This is a genomic window from Pseudomonas thermotolerans DSM 14292, from assembly GCF_000364625.1.
Taxonomy (GTDB): Bacteria; Pseudomonadota; Gammaproteobacteria; order Pseudomonadales; family Pseudomonadaceae; genus Aquipseudomonas; species Aquipseudomonas thermotolerans.
In genome coordinates, this window is record NZ_KB822606.1 from 82553 (window position 1) to 105514 (window position 22962).

14 protein-coding genes are annotated in these 22962 nt (G+C 67.3%); 2 read left to right on the top strand and 12 right to left on the bottom strand.

Annotated elements, in window-relative coordinates:
- Positions 1–2382 (top strand): efflux RND transporter permease subunit, encoded by a 2382-nt coding sequence (locus H165_RS0108025; RefSeq protein WP_017938407.1) that lies wholly within the window; start codon positions 1–3, stop codon positions 2380–2382.
- 191 nt (positions 2383–2573) lie between these two features.
- Here H165_RS0108025 and H165_RS0108030 read toward each other — a convergent pair whose 3' ends face one another.
- The 6 genes from H165_RS0108030 to H165_RS0108055 form a co-directional block, all read right to left on the bottom strand.
- Positions 2574–4214 carry a BatD family protein gene (locus tag H165_RS0108030; protein ID WP_017938408.1) on the bottom strand — a complete coding sequence of 547 codons (1641 nt, stop codon included), beginning with the start codon at positions 4212–4214 and terminating at the stop codon, positions 2574–2576.
- Positions 4211–5935 (bottom strand): VWA domain-containing protein, encoded by a 1725-nt coding sequence (locus H165_RS0108035; RefSeq protein ID WP_017938409.1) that lies wholly within the window; start codon positions 5933–5935, stop codon positions 4211–4213. Before H165_RS0108035 ends, H165_RS0108030 begins: the two co-directional genes overlap by 4 nt.
- Positions 5932–6951, bottom strand: coding sequence for a vWA domain-containing protein (locus H165_RS0108040; RefSeq protein WP_017938410.1), 1020 nt, complete (start codon positions 6949–6951; stop codon positions 5932–5934). The genes H165_RS0108035 and H165_RS0108040 overlap by 4 nt, the downstream gene beginning before the upstream one ends.
- The gene (locus tag H165_RS0108045) at positions 6944–7435 is read right to left on the bottom strand and encodes a DUF4381 domain-containing protein (RefSeq protein ID WP_017938411.1); all 492 of its coding nucleotides are present in this window, start codon (positions 7433–7435) and stop codon (positions 6944–6946) included. The genes H165_RS0108040 and H165_RS0108045 overlap by 8 nt, the downstream gene beginning before the upstream one ends.
- Positions 7432–8373, bottom strand: coding sequence for a DUF58 domain-containing protein (locus H165_RS0108050; protein ID WP_026146460.1), 942 nt, complete (start codon positions 8371–8373; stop codon positions 7432–7434). Before H165_RS0108050 ends, H165_RS0108045 begins: the two co-directional genes overlap by 4 nt.
- Positions 8374–8453: 80 nt before the next feature.
- Positions 8454–9413, bottom strand: a complete 960-nt coding sequence (locus tag H165_RS0108055; protein ID WP_017938413.1) for an AAA family ATPase — start codon at positions 9411–9413, stop codon at positions 8454–8456.
- A 335-nt stretch (positions 9414–9748) separates the two neighbouring features.
- Here H165_RS0108055 and H165_RS0108060 point away from each other — a divergent pair, with 335 nt between their 5' ends.
- Complete coding sequence (locus H165_RS0108060) at positions 9749–14608, top strand: NAD-glutamate dehydrogenase (RefSeq protein ID WP_017938414.1); 4860 nt, start codon at positions 9749–9751, stop codon at positions 14606–14608.
- 83 nt (positions 14609–14691) lie between these two features.
- Here the strand turns inward: H165_RS0108060 and fabI are convergent, their stop codons facing one another.
- Genes fabI through H165_RS0108090 form a run of 6 tightly spaced genes read right to left on the bottom strand, consistent with a single transcriptional unit; the run spans position 14692 to position 22906 of the window.
- The gene (gene fabI, locus H165_RS0108065) at positions 14692–15489 is read right to left on the bottom strand and encodes an enoyl-ACP reductase FabI (protein ID WP_017938415.1); all 798 of its coding nucleotides are present in this window, start codon (positions 15487–15489) and stop codon (positions 14692–14694) included.
- An 18-nt stretch (positions 15490–15507) separates the two neighbouring features.
- Positions 15508–17115 carry an ABC transporter ATP-binding protein gene (locus H165_RS0108070; RefSeq protein WP_017938416.1) on the bottom strand — a complete coding sequence of 536 codons (1608 nt, stop codon included), beginning with the start codon at positions 17113–17115 and terminating at the stop codon, positions 15508–15510.
- Between the two features lie 4 nt (positions 17116–17119).
- Entirely contained in the window at positions 17120–18151 is a 1032-nt protein-coding gene (locus tag H165_RS0108075; protein ID WP_017938417.1) for an ABC transporter permease, read from the bottom strand.
- 1 nt (position 18152) lies between these two features.
- Positions 18153–19238 (bottom strand): microcin C ABC transporter permease YejB, encoded by a 1086-nt coding sequence (locus H165_RS0108080; protein WP_017938418.1) that lies wholly within the window; start codon positions 19236–19238, stop codon positions 18153–18155.
- Entirely contained in the window at positions 19239–21080 is a 1842-nt protein-coding gene (locus tag H165_RS0108085; RefSeq protein WP_017938419.1) for an extracellular solute-binding protein, read from the bottom strand. It abuts the gene before it with no gap.
- A complete protein-coding gene (locus H165_RS0108090) occupies positions 21077–22906 on the bottom strand; it encodes an extracellular solute-binding protein (protein ID WP_017938420.1) in 1830 nt (609 codons plus the stop codon). The genes H165_RS0108085 and H165_RS0108090 overlap by 4 nt, the downstream gene beginning before the upstream one ends.
- Between the last annotated feature and the right edge of the window lie 56 nt (positions 22907–22962).

The following is a 22962-nucleotide window of genomic DNA, read 5'->3' on the forward strand; positions in this document are numbered from 1 at the left end:
ATGACTAACCACCACCAGGACAAGGCGACCTTTCTCGAGCGCCTGATCTTCAACAACCGGCCCGTGGTGATCGCTCTCTGCCTGCTGGTCAGCGTGTTCCTGTTCTACCAGGCCCTGCAGGTGCGCCCCTCGACCAGCTTCGAGAAGATGATCCCGCTGCACCATCCGTTCATCGAGAACATGATGGAGCACCGCAACGACCTGGCGAATCTGGGCGGCAACACCATCCGCATCGCCGTGGAGGCGAAGGACGGCGACATCTTCACCAAGGAATACATGGAGACCCTGCGGCAGGTGCACGACGAGGTCTTCTACATTCCCGGCGTCGACCGCTCCGGCCTGAAATCCCTGTGGAGCCCGAGCATCCGCTGGACCGAGGTGACCGAGGAGGGTTTCTCCGGCGGCGAGGTGATCCCGCAAACCTACGACGGCTCCGAGGCCAGCCTCGAGGAGCTGCGCAACAACGTGCTGAAGTCTGGGCAGATCGGCCGTCTGGTAGCCAACAACTTCAAGTCGAGTATCGTCGACGTGCCCTTGCTCGAGGTCTATCCGGACCCCGAGGACCAGGGGCGGCTGCTCAATCTGGACTACCGCGAATTCTCCCACCAACTGGAGGAGAAGATCCGCGACAAGTACCAGGCGCAGAACCCCAACGTGCAGATCCACATCGTCGGCTTCGCCAAGAAGGTGGGCGACCTGATCGACGGCCTGCTGATGGTGGTCGGCTTCTTCGGCATCTGCTTCGTGACCACCATGATCCTGCTCTACCTGTTCACCTGGTGCGTCCGCAGCACCATCTCGGTGCTGATCACCACCCTAGTGGCGGTGATCTGGCAGCTGGGCCTGGTCAACCTGATCGGCTACGGGCTGGACCCCTATTCGATGCTGGTGCCCTTCCTGGTGTTCGCCATCGGCATCTCCCACGGGGTGCAGAAGATCAACGGCATTGCCCTGCAGTCCAGCGACGCGGACAACGCCCTGACCGCCGCGCGGCGTACCTTCCGCCAGCTGTTCCTGCCCGGGATGATCGCCATCCTCGCCGACGCCGTGGGCTTCATCACTCTGCTGATCATCGACATCGGGGTGATCCGCGAGCTGGCCGTGGCCGCCTCCATCGGCGTAGCGGTGATCGTCTTCACCAACCTGATCCTGCTGCCGGTGGCCATCTCCTACATCGGTATCAGCAAGCGCGCCATCGAGCGCAGCAAGCGCGACGCCCACCGCGACCATCCGTTCTGGCGGCTGATGTCCAACTTCGCCCATCCGGCGGTGGCTCCGCTGTCGGTGGTGATCGCCCTGGCCCTGGGGATTTCCGGTTTCTTCTACCAGAAGGCCAACCTGCAGATCGGTGACCTCGACCAGGGCGCGCCCGAGCTGCGTCCGGACTCCCGCTACAACCAGGACAATGACTTCATCATCCGCAACTACTCGACCAGCTCCGACGTGTTGGTGGTGATGGTGAAGACCGCCGCGGAAGGCTGCTCGGTGTACGACACCATGGAGCCCATCGACCGCCTGATGTGGAAGATGAACAACACCGAGGGCGTGCAGTCGGCCATCTCTCTGGTCACCGTCTCCAAGCAGATGATCAAGGGCATGAACGAGGGCAGCCTGAAGTGGGAGGCGCTGTCCCGCAACAAGGACGTGCTGAACAACTCCATCGCCCGCGCCGAAGGCCTGTACAACACCGACTGCTCGCTGGCGCCGGTGCTGGTGTTCCTCAACGACCACAAGGCCGAGACCCTCAAGCGCGCGGTCAAGGCGGTGGAGGAGTTCGCCGCGGAGAACAATCGCGACGACCTGCAGTTCCTCCTCGCCGCCGGCAACGCCGGCATCGAGGCGGCCACCAACGAGGTGATCGCCACCTCCGAGCTGACCATCCTGATCCTGGTCTATATCTGCGTGGGCGGCATGTGCCTGATCACCTTCCGTTCCGTGGCGGCGACCATCTGCATCCTGATTCCGCTGATCCTCACCTCGATCCTCGGCAACGCCCTGATGGCCTTCCTCGGCATCGGCGTGAAGGTCGCCACCCTGCCGGTGGTCGCCCTGGGCGTGGGCATCGGTGTGGACTACGGCATCTACATCTACAGCCGGCTGGAAAGCTTCCTGCGCGCCGGTCTGCCGCTCCAGGAGGCCTACTACGAGACCCTCAAGTCCACCGGCCGTGCGGTGCTGTTCACCGGTCTGTGCCTGGCCCTTGGTGTGGCCACCTGGATCTTCTCGGCGATCAAGTTCCAGGCCGACATGGGGCTGATGCTGACCTTCATGTTCCTGCTCAACATGTGGGGCGCCCTGTGGCTGCTGCCGGCCCTGGCGCGCTTCCTGATCCGTCCGGAGAAGCTGGCCGGCAAGGTCGGCGGTTCGCTCTTAGCGCACTGATCCATTCGTCGGACAGGAAAGACCGCGGCCTCGCCGCGGTCTTTCGTTGTGGGCCTGGTCTTCGAGGGCAGCGCAGGGCGGGCCCAGCCATCGCGGCGAGGCTCGATCCACGTCTACGGATGCGCTCGCTGGCCTCGTTGCACGGAGAGCGCGGTCTGCTGGGCTGAATGTGGTCCGATGACCGCGGCGGTTCAGCGCGGATACAGCGGCGGCAGGGCGCCGGGCTCGCCGCTGCCGGCGGCCGGCTGTTCGGCGGGCGGCAGGGAGCGGATCGCCCGCCACAGGTCCTCGCCCTGCCAGTGCTGGCCGGTCTCGCTGTAGAGCGCACCGTTCAGACCGTCCAGGGCATCGGAGAGGGGCACGAAGCGGGCGGCCATGTCGGCGAGGGTTTCCGGCTGCTGGCGAGCCCAGGCGTCGAGGGCCTGGCGGGTGGCCTGCGGGTCGTTGGCCTGGCAGGCGCGGCGCAGGTCGTCCAGCAGGGTGCGTGGATTGGGACTGCTCTGCGGGCTGGGCAGGATCGCCGGCTGCCGGCGCGCCCGCCACCAGAGGCCGAAGCCGAGCAGGGTGGTGAGGGCGAGCAGCGCGCAGGCCAGCTGCCAGGGCCACAGCGGCGGACCTTCCAGGATCTGGGGCTGGGCCGCCGTAACCGGTGCGGCGCTTTCCTCGGCCAGCTCCGGATTGTCCGCCACCTCCAGGCTACGGGCCGGTAGGAAAGCGCGCTCCAGGCGGTCCTCGCGGGTATTCCACCAGAGCACTTCCACCTCCGGCAGCTCGAAGCGGCCGCTGCGTTCGGGAACCAGCGCCTCGCTTTCCTCGCGGCTGCCGATCAGCCCGCGCTCGCTGGTCTGGTTGGCCAGCTTGGGCTGGTCCGGATAGCGGCGCAGGCCGTCCACCTTGGTGGCCGGAATGGGCGGTAGCTGGGCGCTGGACAGTCCGTCCACCTTGAGCAACAGGTGGCGGGTCAGGGAGTCGCCGACCTGTACCTGCGTCGGTTCCGGGGTCCAGCTCTCGTTCAGGCTCAGGGCGCGGGCCGGAAGCCAGGGCACGTCGGCCGGGTAGCTGGCGGGCTTGGCCTTGACGGTGAGCGGGATCTCCGGCGAGCGCACCCGTACCAGCTTGCCCGGGCGCGGGCCGAACGGCTGGAAGTCGCCGGCGCGGCCGGGCTCCACGGTGGTGGCGCTGAACAAGAGCGCGGGAATCCGTAGCTGGCCACTGCGCTGCGGGTAAATGGCGAAGCGCACCTCGATGACCCCGTGGCGCACGCCACCGATGTCCTTCTCGTAGGTGCGTGCTTGGCCGAGCTGTTCGACTCGCGCATCGGCGATCTGCAGCGGGCTCAGGCTGCTGTCGTCGAACAGTGACACCGAGTGGTAGATTCGCAGGGTGAGGATGGCCTGGGCCTGCACGTAGACGCTGTCCTGGTCGAGGCTGGCGTCGATGAACACTGGGGCCACCTGGGTCGGCGCGTCCGGACTGGCCTCCAGCACCTGCAGAGTGATCGGCTGGGTCGCCAGCTCGCCCAGCTGCAGCGGCGGGATCACCACGTAGCCGCTGTGTCTGGGCTGCAGGGTGATGATCCAGCGGGTGGTGGCGCTGGTCTGGCCGTCGCGGGTGGTGATGCGATTGAGCTGGCGGGTGCCGAGCACCTCAAACAGCGGCTCCAGGGGGCTCAGGTCGGGCTTGCCGAATTGCGTGGGGTCGTCTGACTCGATGGTCAGCTCCACGGTTTCGCTGATGCTCAACCGGCTGCGGTCGACGCTGGCCGTCAGGCTGGCTGCCTGGGCCGGGAGGACCAGGAGGCAGAGCAGTAGGGCGCAGAACGGACGGATCATCGTTGGCTTTCCTGAAGCTGTTGTTGTTCGTACCAGAATTTGCGGCGTAGCAGTTCGCCCGGATCATCGGGGATCTGCCGCAGCCACTGTTCCAGCTCCTGGCGCTGCTCGCCGTCCGGCTGCAGTCCTTCCTCGGTCGAAGCGGCGGCCAGTTGCTCGGCGTCGTCGGCTTCGCTGCCGTCACCGGACTGTCGCATGCCGCCGTTCTCGCCGTTTTCGGCGTTATCGTCCTGGGCCTTGTCCCGGCCCCCGGCCGGTTCCTCGCTGTGGTTGCCGTTGCTCTGCCCGGTGCTGCCTGGCATGGCGTCGGCATGCTCGGCGTCGTCGGTCTGCTCGGACTCGCCCTGGCTGGCGGATTGCTGTTGGCGCTGGCGCAGCAGTTCTTCCACCAGGGCCTTGTTGGTCAGCGCCGGCTGCAGGTCGGGCTGGCGTTCCAGGGCCTGCTCATAGGCGTCCACGGCCGCTTCCAGCTCGCCAGCCCTGGCCAGGGCGTTACCGCGATTGTAATGGGCGGCAGCCGTGTCGCTCAGGGCGAAGCGGTGGGCCGCTTCGGCATAGTCGCCGGCTTCGTAAAGGGCGTAGCCCTGCCACTGTGGATCGCTGAAGCGCCGGGCCGCCTCGGCGGGACGCTGCTCTGCGAGCAGGCGCTGGCCCTGCTGGTCGGCGCGCAGCCAGAGATCGGCGAATTCCAGGGCCTGGGCCGGTGGCGGCTGGACCAGAAGCAGCAGGGGCAGGCAGAACAGCCAGCCACGGCGTCCGGCGCAGGCGGCCAGGAGCAGCAGGGGCAGCAGCAGCCAGTGACCTTGGTCGATCCACAGCGACAGCTGCGTCGCTTCGCCGTTGCGCAGGCTATCGGGGGGGGCGAGCAGGCCGAGGCTGGCCAGGTCGCGCTCGTCGAGGCGGATATTGGCGTAGCGACCGCCGAGTTCCTGGGCGAAGCGCGCCAGGCTGGCGCTGTCGCGGCGCGGCAGGAGGATGGCGCCCTCGGTGTCCTTGAGCAGGGTGCCGTCCTCCTGCTGGATGGGCGCGCCGCGCTCGCTGCCAACCCCGAGGATGAGCAGTGGGGTGGCGTGGCCCTTGAGGGCTTGGCGGATCCCCTCGCGCTCCTGCTCGTCTAGGGCCGAGCCGATCAGCAGGATGCGCCCGGCGCCCTGTTCGGCCTGCTCCAGCAGAGCTTGGGCGCGGGCTACGGCCAGGTCGGCGCGCTGCCCGGGCACCGGCATGATGGAGGGGGCGAGGGCTTCCAGCAGGTTGCGGCTGGTGGCCATGTCGTCGGACAGCGGTACCAGGGTGTGGGCGCTGCCGGCGTAGACCACGATGGCGGTCTGCGCCTCGCGGCGTGCCTCGAGCAGGTCGAGGAGCTTGTGCCGGGCCTGCTCCAGGCGGGTCGGCGAGCCGTCCCCGGCGAGCATTTCCGGGGTTAGCTGGAGGACCACCACCAGCGGATCGGCGCTCTTCTGCCCGATCACCTCGAGGCGCTGCCAGCTGGGGCCGAGCAGGGCCAGCAGGGCCAGCAGCCAGGCCAGCTCCAGGGCGATCCACGGTAGGCGGCTGCCCCTGTGCTCGCCGCCCTTGAGCAGGGCGCTGTGGAATGCCGGCGGGAGCAGTAGCTGCCAGCGCCCGATGCGCTGCTGACGATGCCAGAGTCGCCACAGCAGCCAGGCCAGCAGCGGCAGTAGAAGCAGCCAGAGGGGGCGCTGCCAGTGGGGCCAGAGGCTCATGGGCGCCTCCTGAAGCGCCGCTGCGGCAGCTCGAGAAGCAGCCGTGGCCAGGCGCCGTGTACGGTGAGGATCAGGCTGAGCAGCAGGGCGGCGGCCAGCGGCCAGGGGTACAGGGGCACGGCAGGGCGCGCCTGGGTGGGAGCCTGTTCCACCGGCTCCAGACGGTCCAGGGTGGCGCCGATGGCGCGCAGCTCGTCGCGGTCGCGGGCACGGAAGTACTCGCCGCCGGTGCGCTCGGCGATGGCCCGCAGGGTGGGCTCGTCGAGGTCCAGGCCGGCGCCGAAGGTCAGGCTGCTGAAGGGCGCCTGGCGTGGATCGGCACCGATGCCGATGGTGTAGATTCTCACCCCTTCCTCGGCGGCCAGGCGCGCGGCGGTCATGGGCTCCAGCTCGCCGCCGGTGTTGGCGCCGTCGGTGACCAGCACCAGCACACGGCTCTGCGCCGGGCGCAGGCGCAGGCGCTTGAGGGCCAGGCCGATGGCGTCGCCGATGGCGGTGTTCTTGCCGGCGATGCCGACCACTGCCTCGTCCAGCCAGGTGCGCACGGTGCGCCGGTCGAAGGTCAGCGGGGCCTGCAGGTAGGCCTGACTGCCGAACAGGATCAGCCCGACCCGGTCACCCTGGCGGCCCTCGACGAAGTCGCCGAGCAGGCGCTTGACCAGGGTCAGGCGGCTGACCTCTTCGCCCTCCCAGCGCATGTCGGCGTAGTCCATGGAGCCGGAGACGTCCACGGCAAGCAGCAGGTCGCGACCGCTGGTGGGTACCGGTAGCGGTTCGCCGACCCACTGCGGGCGGGCCGCGGCGAGCAGCAGGAGGAGCCAGAGCACCACGAAACGCAGTTGACGGCGCCAGCCAGGCAGCTGGCTGCGCGCCCGCTGGCCGGCCAGGCCTTCCAGTTCGGCGAGGAAGCTGACCCGCAGCGCCGCCTCGCCGCTGGGGGCCGGCGGCAGCAGGCGGCGCAGCAGCCAGGGCAGCGGCGCGAGGAGGAAGATCCAGGGCCAGGCGAACTCAAACATGGTGCTTGCGTATCCAGATTTCGACCGCCTGGTAGAGACCGTCCACGGCCTTGTCGTCGAGGCGGCACTGGGGGCGGTAGGCGCCTTCCACCAGCACCATCCAGCGGGTCAGTCCGGCGGCCGGGCAGCGGGTGTCGAGGAAGGCCAGCCAGGCGCGGCCGCTGAGGGTATGGCAGGGATCGTTGGGGTAGTGGCTGCGGCAGAGGCGCTTGAGCAGCTCGTTGAGCTGCTGCAGCCAGGGGCCGGCCGGCTCGTCGTAGGGCCGGCGTAGCCGGGCCAGCTCGTCCAGGGCAGCCTGGCGCAGCGGGTCCAGCTCGGGCGCCGCAGCCTTGGTCTGGCGTCGCGGCAGGCGCGTGCGTCGGCGCCACAGCAGCCAGGCGAGCAGCGGTAGCAGGGCGACCAGCAGCCACCAGCCGGGAGCCGGCGGCCACCAGGAGACCGGCGGCGGGGCGATCAGCGGTTCCAGTCGGTCGAGCGGGTTCATGGCTGCTTCCGGGGGTGCAGGGACTGCAATTGGTCGCGCAATTGGTCGATCAGTTCGTCCTGGGTGCTGAGCGGCAAGAGCGGCACGCCGAGCTTCTGGGCCAGGCGCTGCCAGCGCTGCTCGCGGATTTCGGCGAGACGCCGGTAGGCCTGGCGCAGCTCGTTGTCGTGGGTGTCCAGCTCGAGCAGCGCGCCGCGCTCGGTGAAGTTGAGCAGGCCGGCGGCGGGCAGGGCGTGGTCGAGCGGGTCGGAGATCGGTAGCAGGACCAGATCGGTATGTCGGGCGAGCAGGGCGAGTTGCTGTTCGCTGCTGTCGGTCAGGGTGCGCTCGTCGCAGAGGATGATCACCAGGCTGCCCGGGCGCAGTACCTCGCGGGCGCGGCGCAGGGCCTGGCCGAAGGCGTCGCGGTTCGGCTGGGCGTCGGGGTGCAGGGCCTGGTTGGCGCGCACCAGGCGGTTGAGCAGCTGCAGCAGGCTCTGCTTGCTGCGCCTGGGCTTGATCTCGTGGTGCTCGGTGTCGCCGAACACCAGGCCGCCGACCCGGTCGTTGTGCTCCAGGGCGGCCCAGCCGATCAGTGCGGCGGCCTGGGCGGCGAGCACCGACTTGAACAGCCGCCCGCTGCCGAAGAACAGCCGGCTGCTCTGTTCCACCATGATGAAGATGGGGCGTTCACGCTCCTCGTGGAACAGCTTGGTGTGCGGCTCCTGGGTGCGCGCGGTGACCCGCCAGTCGATGGTCCGCACGTCGTCGCCGGCCTGATAGACGCGCACCTGGTCGAAGTCCATGCCGCGGCCGCGCAGTCGCGAGTGGTGCAGGCCGATCAGCGGGCTGCGGCGTCCCGGGCGGGAGAAGATCTGCACTTCCTGGACGTGGTGGCGCATCTCGATCAGCTCGCTGAGCTGGGTGCGCACACCGTATTGGCTGGGTAGAGGGAGCATGGCTCAGTCGCAGGCGGGCACGGGCCGCACCGTCACCCACAAGTCTAGCCGGCGCACCGGCCGCACGGCCTGCTCGCGCATCAGGCCACCGCCACCACGTCGAGGACCCGCTGGATCACCCGGTCCTGGTCGATGCCAGCGGCTTCCGCCTCGAAGGAGAGGATGATGCGGTGGCGCAGCACGTCGAACAGCACCGCCTGGATGTCTTCCGGGCTGACGAAGTCACGACCGGCCAGCCAGGCATGGGCGCGGGCGCAGCGGTCGAGGGCGATGGAGCCGCGCGGGCTGGCGCCGTAGGAGATCCACTCGGCCAGCTCGACGTCGAACTTGGCCGGGGTGCGGGTGGCCATCACCAGCTGCACCAGGTATTCCTCCACCGCGTCGGCCATGTACAGGCCGAGGATTTCCTGGCGCGCGGCGAGGATCGCCTGCTGGCTGACCCGCCGCTCCGGCTTCAGCTCGCCGTTGAGGGCGTCGCCGCGGGCCTGCTGGAGGATTTTGCGTTCCACCGAGGCGTCCGGGTAGCCGATCTTCACGTGCAGTAGGAAGCGGTCGAGCTGTGCCTCGGGCAGCGGGTAGGTGCCTTCCTGTTCGATGGGGTTCTGGGTGGCCATGACCATGAACAGCGCCGGCAGCTCGTAGGTGGAGCGGCCGATGGACACCTGACGCTCGGCCATGCCCTCGAGCAGAGCTGACTGCACCTTGGCCGGGGCGCGGTTGATCTCGTCGGCCAGCACCAGATTGTGGAAGATCGGCCCCTGCTGGAACACGAAGCTGCCGGTCTCCGGGCGATAGATCTCGGTGCCGGTGATGTCCGCGGGGAGCAGGTCGGGGGTGAACTGGATGCGATGGAACTCCGCCTCGATGCCTTCGGCCAGCTCCTTGATCGCCTTGGTCTTGGCCAGGCCCGGCGCGCCCTCCACCAGCAGATGGCCGTCGGCGAGCAGGGCGATCAGTAGACGGTCGATGAGCCGTTCCTGGCCGAGGATCTGTGAGGACAGGAAATTGCGCAGGCTGACGAGGGCTTCACGGTGTTCCATCGGGCGATCCAGAAGAGCGGCCGAAGCCGGGGCGGTTACTTTAATCCATTGCATCGGCGCCGCCTAATCGCCATGCCAGACAGGTTGACTGGTTCACGCAACCGACCGGTCGGCACGGGGGAACGGCGATGAACGAATATGTCGCAGCCTTGCAATTCCGCAGCCTGGGTCCCTCGTTAAGCTGTGCGTGACCATCCGGTCGCCTCGCGTACCAGCGGTTCCACCGTCGCCTAGACTGCTCGAGGCACCGGCACGGCGGGTAGGGGGCACCAGGGGCGCCGGCAGCCCGTCACGCAGTACTTCCCAGAACAACACCAGCCCAGCGGAGTATCAGCATGTCGTTCTTCACCGCAGCCAGCAAAGCTGACTTCCAGCATCAGCTCCAGGCAGCCCTGGCGCAGCACGTCAGCGAACAGCTGTTGCCACAGGTGGCGCTGTTCGCCGAGCAGTTCTTCGGCATCGCCTCCCTCGACGAACTCACCCAGCGACGTATGTCCGACCTGGTCGGCTGCACTCTGTCGGGCTGGCGGCTGCTCGAGCGCTTCGAGGCCGACAAGCCGCTGGTGCGGGTGTTCAACCCGGACTACGAGAAGCACGGCTGGCAGTCCACCCACACGGCGATTCTGGTGTTGCACCCGGACATTCCCTTCCTGGTGGACTCGGTGCGCATCGAGGTGAACCGCCGCGGGCACAGCATCCACACCCTGCAGAACAGCGTGCTCAGCGTGCGTCGCGACAAGCGCGGCGAGCTGCTGGAGATCCTCCCCAAAGGCAGCAGCGGCAAGGGCGTCACCCAGGAATCGCTGATCTTCATGGAGATCGACCGCTGCGCCTCCAGTGGCGAGATGCGCGCCCTGGAGAACAGCCTGCTGGACGTGCTCGCCGACGTGCGCCTGGCGGTGGGCGACTTCGAGCCGATGAAGGCCAAGGTCGAGGAGCTGCTGGCCTGGCTGGGCAAGGCCAGGCTCAAGGTGGACAAGGCCGAGCTGGCCGAGGTCAAGGTGTTCCTCGAATGGCTGCTGGACAACCACTTCACCTTCCTCGGCTACGAGGAGTTCACCGTCCGCGACGAGACCGACGGCGGCGCCATCCACTACGACGAAGGTTCCCTGCTGGGCCTCTCCAGGCGCCTGCGCACCGGCCTCAGCGAGGAGGAACTGCACATCGAGGACTACGCGCTGAACTATCTGCGCGAGCCGGTGCTGCTGTCCTTCGCCAAGGCGGCCATGCCCAGCCGGGTACATCGCCCGGCGTATCCGGACTTCGTGTCGATCCGCTTCCTCGACGGCAAGGGCCAGGTGGTCAAGGAGTGCCGCTTCCTCGGCATCTACACCTCCTCGGTGTACGCCGAGAGCGTCAAGCGCATCCCCTACATCCGCCGCAAGGTGGAGGAGGTGTTCCGTCGCTCCGGGTTCAGTCCCAAGGGCCATCTCGGCAAGGAGCTGGAGCAGGTGCTCGAGGTGCTGCCGCGCGACGACCTGTTCCAGACCCCGGTCGATGACCTGTTCAGCACCGCCATTGCCATCGTGCAGATCCAGGAGCGCAACAAGCTGCGCGTGTTCCTGCGCCGCGACCCCTACGGGCGCTTCGTCTATGCCTTGGCTTACGTGCCGCGCGACGTCTATTCCACCGAGACCCGCCTGCGCATCCAGCAGGTCCTGGTGGAGCGCCTGCAGGCCATCGACTGCGAGTTCTGGACTTACTTCTCCGAGTCGGTGCTGGCCCGCGTGCAGTTCATCCTCCGCGTCGATCCGAAGAACCGCGTGGACATCGACCCGCAGCAGCTGGAGCGCGAGGTGATCCAGGCCTGCCGTTCCTGGCAGGACGACTACGCCAGCCTGGTCATCGAGGCCTTTGGCGAGGCCAAGGGCACGCGCATCCTCGCCGACTTCCCGCGCAGCTTCCCGGCCGGCTACCGCGAGCGCTTCCCGGCGCCCTCGGCGGTGGTGGACATGAAGCACCTACTCAGCCTGTCCGACTCCCGCCCGCTGGTGATGAGCTTCTACCAGCCGCTGTCTGGCGACGGCCAGCAGCTGCGCTGCAAGCTGTACCACGCCGACACGCCGCTGGCGCTCTCCGACGTGTTGCCGATCCTCGAGAACCTCGGCCTGCGGGTGCTCGGCGAGTTTCCCTACCGTCTGCAGCAGAAGAACGGCCGCGAGTTCTGGATCCATGACTTCGCCTTCACCCACGCCGAGGGCCTGACTCTCGACCTGCAGCAGCTCAACGACACCTTCCAGGAAGCCTTCGTGCAGACCGTCGCCGGTGCCGCCGAGAACGACGGCTTCAACCGTCTGGTGCTCACCGCGGCGATGAACTGGCGCGACGTCGCCCTGCTGCGTGCCTATGCCCGCTACCTCAAGCAAATCCGCCTGGGTTTCGATCTCGGCTACATCGCCAGCACCCTGGTCAACCATGCCGACATCGCCCGTGAGCTGGTCCGTCTGTTCCGCACCCGCTTCTACCTGGCGCGCAAGCTCAGCGCCGAGGACCTGGCGGACAAGCAGCAGAAGCTCGAACAGGCGATCCTCGCCGCCCTGGACAACGTCGCGGTGCTCAACGAGGACCGCATCCTGCGTCGCTACCTGGACCTGATCAAGGCCACCCTGCGCACCAACTTCTACCAGACCGGCGCCGACGGCGAGCCCAAGCCCTACATCAGCTTCAAGCTCAATCCGCGGGCCATCCCGGACATCCCTCGGCCGGTGCCTAAGTTCGAGATCTTCGTCTACAGCCCGCGGGTCGAGGGCGTGCACCTGCGCTTCGGCGACGTAGCGCGCGGCGGCCTGCGCTGGTCGGACCGCGAGGAGGACTACCGCACCGAGGTGCTCGGCCTGGTCAAGGCCCAGCAGGTGAAAAACGCGGTGATCGTCCCGGTCGGCGCCAAGGGCGGCTTCATCCCGCGGCGCCTGCCGGCCGGCGGCAGCCGTGACGAGATCCAGGCCGAGGCCATCGCCTGCTACCGGCTGTTCATCAGCGGCCTGCTGGACATCACCGACAACCTGCGCGAGGGCCAGGTGGTGCCGCCGGCCAACGTGGTGCGCTACGACGCCGACGATCCCTACCTGGTGGTGGCCGCCGACAAGGGCACCGCGACCTTCTCCGACATCGCCAACGGCATCGCCCGCGATTACGGTTTCTGGCTCGGCGACGCCTTCGCCTCCGGCGGCTCGGCCGGCTACGACCACAAGGGCATGGGGATCACCGCGCGCGGCGCCTGGGTTTCGGTGCAGCGCCATTTCCGCGAGCACGGCATCGACGTGCAGAAGGAGCCGATCACGGTGATCGGCATCGGCGACATGGCCGGCGACGTGTTCGGCAACGGCATGCTGCTGTCCGAGTCGCTGCAGCTGGTGGCGGCCTTCAACCACCTGCACATCTTCATCGACCCCAACCCCGATCCGGCGAAGAGCTTCGCCGAACGCAAGCGCTTGTTCGAGCTGCCGCGCTCCTCCTGGGCGGACTACGACGCCAGCCTGATCTCCCCCGGCGGCGGGGTGTTCCCGCGCAGCGCCAAGAGCATCGCCATCACCCCGGAGATGCGCGAGCGTTTCGCCATCGAGGCCGACAGGCTGACTCCCACCGAGTTGATCCATGCGCTGCTCAAGGCGCCGGTGGACCTGATCTGGAACGGCGGCATCGGCACCTACGTGAAGTCCAGCCGGGAAAGCCACGCGGACGTCGGCGACAAGGCCAACGACGCCTTGCGGGTCAACGGCAACGAGCTGCGTGCCAGGGTGGTGGGCGAGGGCGGCAACCTGGGCATGACCCAGCTCGGCCGCGTCGAGTACTGCCTGAACGGCGGCGCCTGCAACACCGACTTCATCGACAACGCCGGCGGCGTGGACTGCTCCGACCACGAGGTCAACATCAAGATCCTGCTCAACGAGATAGTCGCCAGCGGCGACATGACCGAGAAGCAGCGCAACCAGTTGCTCGCCGAGATGACCGACGCGGTGGCTGGTCTGGTGCTGGCCAACAACTACAAGCAGACCCAGGCGCTGTCCCTGGCCCAGCGCCGCGCCCGCGAGCGCATGGGCGAGTACAAGCGGCTGATCGCCGCGCTGGAGGCTGCCGGCAAGCTGGACCGCGCCTTGGAGTTTCTGCCCAGCGACGAGGAGCTCAACGAGCGTGCCGCCAACGGCCAGGGCCTGACCCGGCCGGAGCTGTCGGTGCTGATTTCCTACAGCAAGATTGACCTCAAGGAGGCGCTGCTCAAGTCCCAGGTGCCGGACGACGCCTACCTGCTGCGCGACATGGAGACCGCGTTCCCGGCACTGCTCGTCCAGAAGTATGGCGCCGCCATGCGGCAGCACCGTCTGAAGCGCGAGATCGTCAGCACCCAGATCGCCAACGACCTGGTCAACCACATGGGCATCACCTTCGTGCAGCGCCTCAAGGAGTCCACTGGACAGAGCGCCGCCAACGTCGCCGGGGCTTACGTGATCGTCCGCGACATCTTCCACCTGCCACACTGGTTCCGGCAGATCGAGGCGCTGGACTCCAAGGTGCCGGCCGACGTGCAGCTGCAGCTGATGGAGGAGCTGATGCGTCTGGGCCGCCGCGCCACCCGCTGGTTCCTGCGCAGCCGCCGCGACGATCTGGATGCCGGGCGCGACGTCGCCCACTTCGGCCCGCAGGTGGCGACCCTCGGCCTGAAGCTCAACGAACTACTGGAAGGCCCGACCCTGGAGCAGTGGCGGGCGCGCTACCAGGGCTTCGTCGAGGCCGGGGTGCCGGAGCTGCTGGCGCGTATGGTGGCCGGAGTCAGTCACCTCTACACCCTGCTGCCGATCATCGAGGCGGCGGACGTCACCGGCCAGCCGGCGGATGTGGTGGCCAGGGCCTTCTTCGCGGTGGGCAGCGCCCTGGAGCTGAGCTGGTACCTGCAGCAGATCACCAGCCTGCCGGTGGACAACAACTGGCAGGCGCTGGCCCGCGAGGGCTTCCGCGACGAGCTGGACTGGCAGCAGCGGGCGATCACCATCTCGGTGCTGCAGATGGCCGACGGCCCGGCGGCGATCGACGAGCGGGTGGCCTACTGGATGGAGCTGCACAAGCCGCTGGTCGAGCGCTGGCGGCTGATGCTCAACGAGCTGCGCGCCACCAGCGGTACCGACTACGCCATGTATGCGGTGGCCAACCGCGAGCTGCTCGATCTGGCGCAGAGCCCGCATCGCGGCGCCGTGGCCTGAATGGGGCGGCTGCCCCAGCAGCCTGCCCGGGAAAGCAAAAGGCCGCTGCAAGCAGCGGCCTTTTGGCGTGGCGGCGTCTGGGATCACTCGTCGCCGAGCGGACCCATGGCGGTGGTGTTGAAGCCGCCGTCGACGTAGAGGATCTCGCCGCTGATCCCCGAGGCCAGGTCGGAGCACAGGAAGGCCGCGGCGTTGCCGACTTCCTCGATGGTCACGTTGCGGCGCAGCGGGGTCTGACGCTCGTTGGCGGACAGCATCTTGCGGAAGCTGGCGATGCCGCTGGCAGCCAGGGTGCGGATCGGACCGGCGGAGATGGCGTTGACGCGAGTGCCTTCCGGGCCGAGGCTGGAGGCCAGGTAGCGCACGCCGGCTTCCAGGCTGGCCTTGGCCATGCCCATCACGTTGTAGTTGGGCATGGTGCGCTCGGCGCCCAGGTAGGAGAGGGTCAGCAGGCTACCGTTGCGGCCCTGCATCATCTCGCGGCCGGCCTTGGCCAGGGCCACGAAGCTGTAGGCGCTGATGTCGTGGGCGATGCGGAAGCCCTCGCGGGTGGTGACGGTGGTGAAGTCGCCATTCAATTGGTCGCCCGGGGCGTAGCCCACGGAGTGCACGATGCAGTCCAGACCGTCCCAGCGCTTGCCCAGCTCCTCGAACACTTTGGCAATGTCCTCGTCGCTGGCCACGTCGCAGGGGAAGCACAGGTCGGCGCTGGAACCCCAGCCGGCGGCGAACTCCTCGACGCGGCCCTTGAGCTTGTCGTTCTGATAGGTGAAGGCAAGTTGCGCGCCCTCGCGGTGCATGGCGGCGGCGATGCCGGACGCGATGGACAGTTTACTGGCGACACCCACGATCAGGACGCGCTTACCGGCGAGAAAACCCATGTCTTCTTCCTCTTCTGGTTAATCGACAGTCGCGGGAGCCAAGAAGGAGGCTTCCAGCAACTGCTGTGTGTAAGGGTGTTGCGGGGCGGAGAAGATCTCTTCCGCCGGGCCTTGTTCGACCACCTGACCGTGACGCATCACCATCAACTGGTGACTGAGCGCCTTGACCACCGCCAGATCATGGCTGATGAACAGGTAGGTCAGGTTGTACTTGGCCTGCAACGAACGTAGCAGCTCTACAACCTGGCGCTGGACCGTCCGGTCGAGCGCGGAAGTCGGCTCGTCCAGCAGGATCAGCTCCGGCTTTAGGACCAAGGCCCGGGCAATGGCAATACGCTGCCGCTGCCCACCGGAAAACTCGTGGGGGTAGCGGTGCCGGGTTTCCGGATCCAGCCCTACCTCCTTGAGTGCGTCGATGATCATTCGTTCCCGCTCCGCCTCGTTCCCGATGCGGTGCACTTCCAGCCCCTCGCCGACGATCTGGCCGACCGACATGCGCGGACTCAGGCTGCCGTAGGGGTCCTGGAAGACCACCTGCATCTGCCGGCGCAGCGGACGCACGGCACGCTGCGTGAGGCCGTCCAGCGCCTGGCCCTGAAAGCGGATGGTACCCCGGCTGGCGATCAGCCTGAGGATCGCCAGACCTAGGGTGGACTTGCCGGAGCCGCTCTCGCCGACGAGGCCCAGGGTCTGGCCCTTGGGCAGGCTGAAGCGGATGCCGTCCACGGCCTTCACGTGATCGACGGTGCGGCGCAGCAGCCCCTTCTTGATCGGGAACCACACGCGCAGGTCGTCGACCTCCAGGAGCGGCGGGCCCGCCGGGTTGTCGGCCGGGGCGCCGCTGGGCTCGGCGCCGAGCAGTTCCCGGGTATAGGGATGCTGCGGAGCCTGGAACAATTCATCACACGACGCCTGTTCGACGATCCGACCGCGCTGCATGACACATATGCGATGGGCGATTCTGCGTACCAGGTTGAGATCGTGGCTGATCAGCAGCAGCGCCATGCCCAGTCGACTCTGTAGATCTTTGAGCAGTTGGAGGATCTTCAGCTGCACGGTGACGTCCAGGGCGGTGGTCGGTTCGTCGGCGATCAGCAGCTCCGGTTCGTTGGCCAGGGCCATGGCGATCATCACCCGCTGGCGCTGGCCGCCGGACAGCTCGTGGGGGTAGGCCCTGAGGCGCTTGGCCGGCTCCGGGATGCCGACCATCTCCAGCAGCTCCAGGGTCCGCGCGGTGGCCGCCTTGCCGGTCAGCCCCTTGTGCAGGGCGAGCACCTCGTTGAGCTGCTTCTCGATGGTGTGCAGCGGGTTCAGCGAGGTCATCGGCTCCTGGAAGACCATGGCGATGCGGTTGCCGCGGATGGTGCGCAGGGTCTTCTCGTCGGCCTTGAGCAGGTCCTGTCCGGCGTAGCGGATGCTGCCGGACGGGTGGCGGGCCTGCGGGTAGGGCAGCAGACGCAGAATGGAGTGCGCGGTCACCGACTTGCCGGAGCCGCTCTCGCCGACCAGGGCCAGGGTCTCGCCCTTGCGGATGTCGAAGCTGACGCCCTCGACCACCCGCTGGGCCTTGTCGCCGGTGACGAACTCCACGGCCAGGTCGCGTACTTCGATGAGGTTCTCGTTCATTGGCTCACTTCCTCGGGTCGAAGGCATCGCGGGCGGCCTCACCGATGAACACCAGCAGGCTGAGCATCACGCCGAGCACCAGGAAGGCGGTGATCCCCAGCCAGGGGGCCTGGCGGTTGGCCTTGGCCTGGGCGACCAGCTCGCCCAGCGAGGGCGCGCCGGGCGGCAGGCCGAAGCCGAGGAAGTCCAGGGCGGTGAGGGTGCCGATCGCGCCGGTGAGGATGAACGGCATGAAAGTCATGGTGGAGATCATTGCGTTGGGCAGGATGTGGCGGAACATGATGGCGCCGTTGCCCATGCCCAGGGCTCGGGCGGCACGCACGTACTCCAGGTTGCGGCCGCGCAGGAATTCGGCGCGCACCACGTCCACCAGGCTCATCCAGGAGAACAGCAGCATGATGCCGAGCAGCCACCAGAAGTTCGGCTGCACGAAGCTGGCCAGGATGATCAGCAGGTAGAGCACTGGCAGGCCGGACCAGACCTCCAGGAAGCGCTGGCCGAGCAGGTCCACCCAGCCGCCGTAGAAGCCCTGCAGGGCACCGGCGACTACGCCGATCAGCGAGCTGAGCAGGGTCAGTACCAGGGCGAACAGCACCGAGATGCGGAAGCCGTAGATCACCCGCGCCAGCACGTCGCGGCCCTGGTCGTCGGTGCCCAGCCAGTTCTCCGCGGAGGGCGGCGAGGGCGCCGGCACGGTCAGCTCGTAGTTGATGGTCGAGTAGCTGTAGGGGATCGGCGGCCAGAGCATCCAGCCGTCCTTCTCGGCGATCAGCTCGCGCATGTAGGGGCTCTTGTAGTTGGCCTCCAGGGGGAACTCGCCGCCGAAGGTGGTCTCCGGATAGCGCTTGAACACCGGGAAGTACCACTGGCCGTCGTAGCGGACCACCAGCGGCTTGTCGTTGGCGATCAGCTCGGCACCGAGGCTTAGGCCGAACAGCACGAGGAACAGCCACAGCGACCACCAGCCGCGCTTGTGCGCCTTGAAGCGTTCGAAGCGGCGGCGGTTGAGCGGCGACAACTTGTCTGCGAAGCCCATCTCAGCCCTCCCGGCTCTCGAAGTCGATGCGCGGATCGACCAGGGTGTAGGTGATGTCGCCGATCAGCTTCACCAGCAGACCCACCAGGGTGAAGATGAACAGGGTGCCGAACACCACCGGGTAGTCGCGGTTGATCGCCGCCTCGAAGCTCATCAGGCCCAGGCCGTCGAGGGAGAAGATCACCTCGATGAGCAGCGAGCCGGTGAAGAAGATGCCGATGAAGGCGGCCGGGAAGCCGGCGATGATGATCAGCATGGCGTTGCGGAACACGTGGCCGTAGAGCACCCGGCGTTCGGTGAGGCCCTTGGCGCGCGCGGTGATCACATACTGCTTGTTGATCTCGTCGAGGAAGCTGTTCTTGGTCAGCAGGGTGAGGGTGGCGAAGTTGCCGATTACCAGGGCTGTCACCGGCAGGGTCAGGTGCCAGAAGTAGTCGAGGATCTTGCCGCCCAGGCTCAGCTCGTCGAAGTTGCTGGAGGTCAGGCCGCGCAGCGGGAACCAGTCCCAGTAGCTGCCGCCGGCGAACAGCACGATCAGCAGGATGGCGAAGAGGAATGCCGGGATGGCGTAGCCGATGATGATCGCCGTGCTGGTCCAGAGGTCGAAGGTGCTGCCGTGGCGGGTGGCCTTGGCGATGCCCAGGGGGATGGACACCAGATACATGATCAGGGTGCTCCACAGCCCCAGAGAGATGGACACCGGCATCTTCTCGAGGATCAGGTCGGTGACCTTGGCGTCGCGGAAGAAGCTGCTGCCGAAGTCCAGGTGCAGGTAGTTGTTGAGCATGATCCAGAAGCGCTGGTGGGCCGGCTTGTCGAAGCCGTACATGCGCTCGATCTCCTTGATCAGCTCGGGGTCCAGGCCCTGGGCGCCGCGGTAGTTGGAGCCGGCCACCGAAACCTCGCCGCCACCGCCGGAAATTCGTCCGGTGGCGCCGCCGGAGGCTGCGTCGAAGCCCTCCAGCTTGGCGATCATCTGTTCCACGGGACCGCCCGGCGCAGCCTGGACGATGATGAAGTTGATCAGCAGGATGCCGAACAGGGTGGGGATGATGAGCAGCAGGCGCCGCAAGATGTAGGCAAGCATCTATCGGGCGTCCTCCTTGGCGGCCGCTTCCTCGTCGCGGCGCAGCGGCCTGTCGCTCTTCAGCCACCAGGTCATCAGGCCGTAGTCGTACAGCGGCGTTTTCGCCGGGCGGCCGAATTTGTTCCAGTAGGCGACCCGCCAGGTATCCACGTAGTAGTTGGGGATCACGTAGAAGCCCCATTGCAGGGCGCGGTCCAGGGCCCGGGCGTGGGCCACCAGGCTCTTCCTCGAGTCGGCGCGGATCAGCCCCTCCACCAGCTTGTCGATGGCCGGGTCGCGCAGGCCGATGAGGTTGCGGCTGCCCGGGTTGTCGGCGCTGCTCGAGTGCCAGAATTCGCGCTGCTCGTTGCCCGGCGAGTTGGACTGGCCCCAGATGGCGCTGGTCATGTCGAAGTCCCGGTTGCGCATGCGGTTGATGAACTGCGAGGTGTCGACGCGGCGGATCTGCATGTCGATGCCGAGTTCGCTGAGGTTGCGCTTGTAGGGAAGCAGGATGCGCTCCAGGTTGGTCTGGTGGAGCATGAACTCGAAGCTCAACGGCTGGCCGTCGGGGCCGACCATGCGGTCGTTCTCGATGCGGTAGCCGGCCTCCTGGAGCAACTGGTAGGCGCGCCGCTGCTGGTCGCGGATGATGCCGTCGCCGCGGGTCACCGGCGGACGGTAGACCTCGGTGAAGACCTCCGGCGGCAGCTGCTCGCGCAGCGGCTCGAGGATCTTCAGCTCGTCCGCGTCGGGCAGTTGGTGGGCAGCCATCTCGGAGTTCTCGAAGAAGCTGCTGGTGCGCTTGTAGGCGCCGAAGAACAGCTGCTTGTTGGACCACTCGAAGTCGAACAGCAGGCCGAGGGCCTCGCGTACCCGGCGATCCTGGAACACCGGGCGGCGCAGGTTGAAGACGAAGCCCTGCATGCCCACCGGATTATGGTTGGGGATGGCCTCCTTGATGATTCGTCCGTCGCGCAGCGCCTCGGATTCGTAGCCGGTGGCCCAGTCTTTGGCGGAGTACTCGAGGTTGACGTCGAACTGGCCGCCCTTGAAGCCTTCCAGGGCCACCGACATGTCGCGGTAGTAGTCGATGACGATGGCATCGAAGTTGTACTGGCCACGGGCCACCGGCAGGTCCTTGGCCCACCAGTCCTTGACCCGCTCGTAGCGGATCGAGCGGCCGGATTCCAGCTTGGCGACCCGGTACGGGCCGCTGCCCAGCGGCGGCTCCAGGCTGGTCCTGGTGAAGTCGCGGCCTTCCCACCAGTGTTTGGGGAGGATCTGCAGCTGGCCGAGGATCAGCGGCAGCTCGCGGTTCTCGGTGTGCTTGAAGTCGAAGCGCACCTTCAGCGGATCTTCCACCACCACTTCGGCCACGTCCGCGTAGTAGTTGCGGTACATGGGGTCGCCGTGCTGGATCAGGGTTTCGAAGGTGAACTTGACGTCCTCGGCGGTGACCGGCTGGCCGTCGTGGAAGCGCGCCTCCGGGCGCAGGTAGAAGCGCACGTAGCTGTTGTCCGTGGCGCGCTCGATCTTCTCGGCGAGCAGGCCGTACTCGGTGAACGGCTCGTCCAGGGAGTGGAAGGTCAGGCTGTCGTAGATCAGGCCGATGCGCCTTTCCACGTTGCCCTTGGAGATGAACGGGTTGAGGCTGTCGAAGCCGCCGTAGTCGGCCAGGCGTAGGGTACCGCCCTTGGGAGCGTCCGGGTTGACGAACTCGAAGTGCGGGAAGTTGGCCGGATACTTGGGCGGCTCGCCGTAGAGGGTCAGGGCGTGCTGTGGCTCGGCACGAACCAGGCTGGCGAAACCTAACAGCAGCAGACCGGCGCCCTGCAGCAGGGTGCGCAGAGGATGACTCATGGGGTGTTCTCCGTGGTCTTCAGCCACCAGGCGCGCAGCCCCAGGGTGTAGGGCGGCGTGGTGACGAAGGCGAACCGGTTGCGGTACGCCAGGCGGTGATTGTTGAGGTGCCAGTTGGGAATGCTGTAGTGCTCCCAGAGCAGCACGCGGTCCAGGGCGCGGGCGGCGGCGATCTGTTCGTCGCGGCTTTGGGCGGCGAGCAGGTGGTTGAGCAACTGGTCGACCACCGGGTTGGCGATGCCAGCGTAGTTCTTGCTGCCCCTGACCTGCACCTGGCTGGAATGGAAGTACTGCCACTGTTCCAGGCCGGGGCTGAGAGTCTGCGGCAGGGTCATCAGCACCATGTCGTAGTCGAAGTTGTCGAGGCGCTGCTTGTACTGGGCGCGGTCCACGGTACGCAGGCTGGCCTGGATGCCGATGCTCGCCAGGTTGGCGCTGTAGGGGCGGAGGATGCGCTCCAGGCTGGGGTTGACAAGAAGGATCTCGAAGCGCAGCGGCTCGCCGCGCTTGTTCAGCAGGCGCTGGCCGGACAGCGTCCAGCCCGCCTCGCGCAGCAGGCCTAGGGCCTGGCGCAGGGTTTCCCGAGGAATGCCGCGGCCGTCGGTGGCCGGCAGGCGGAAGGGCTCGGTGAACAGGCTCGCCGGCAGCTGCTTGCGGAACGGCGAGAGCAGCAGCCATTCGCGGCCTTCGGGCTTGCCGGTGGCGCTGAACTCGCTGTTCGGGTAGTAGCTGGCGCTGCGCACGTAGGCGTCATTGAACAGCGCGCGGTTGGTCCACTCGAAGTCGAACATCAGCCCCAGCGCCTCGCGTACCCGGCGGTCGGTGAACGGCTCGCGGCGGGTGTTCATGAACAGCGCCTGGGTCTGGGTGGGGATCTGGTGGGGGATCTCGGCGCGGATCACATCGCCGCGCAGCACGGCGGGGAAGCGGTAGCCGCTCGCCCAGTTCTTCGCCCGGTGCTCGATGTAGATGTCGAATTCGCCGGCCTTGAAGGCTTCGAAGGCGATGTCGTTGTCGCGGTAGAACTCCACCTCGACACGGTCGAAGTTGTACTTGCCGCGATTGACCGGCAGGTCCTTGCCCCACCAGTCCCTGACGCGCTCGAACACCAGTTGGCGGCCGGGCACCACCCTGGTGATCCGGTAGGGGCCGCTGCCCAGAGGCGGCTCGAAGGTGGTGGCCTTGAAGTCGCGGTCCTTCCAGTAGTGCTGCGGCAGCACCGGCAGCTCGCCGAGACGCAGGATCAGCAGTGGGTTGCCGGCGCGCTTGAACACGAAGCGGATGCGGTGGCGGTTCAGGATGTCGACGCGCTGCACCTCCTGCAGGCTGGTGCGGTACTGCGGGTGGCCCTCCTTGAGCAGCAGGCGGTAGGAGAAGGCCACGTCGTAGGCGGTGATCGGCGTGCCGTCGTGGAAGCGTGCCTCGGGGCGCAGGTTGAACACCACCCAGCTGCGGTCCTCGGTGTATTCCACGCTTTTGGCGATCAGCCCGTAGCTGGAGGTCGGTTCGTCGCCAGATGGGTCGTACAGGCCGGTACCGACCATTAGCGGCTCGTTCAGCTCGTTGACCCCGTACTGCAGGAAGTCGCCGGTGGCGATCGGGCTGGTGCCCTTGAGGGTGTAGGGATTGAGGGTGTCGAAGGTGCCCTGGGCCATCAGGCGCAGGGTGCCGCCCTTGGGCGCGTCGGGGTTGACCCAGGCGAAGTGGGTGAAGCTGGCCGGGTACTTCAGCTCGCCGAACTGGGCATAGCCGTGGCGTTCGGTGATGGAGGCCAAGGCGTCGAGACTGGAAACCAGACTGAGGAGCAACAGGAGCAGGGCACGCATCTGGCGAGGAATTCCGATCCTTAGCGGCTTGGCGTTTTGATCCGCGAGAGTAACAG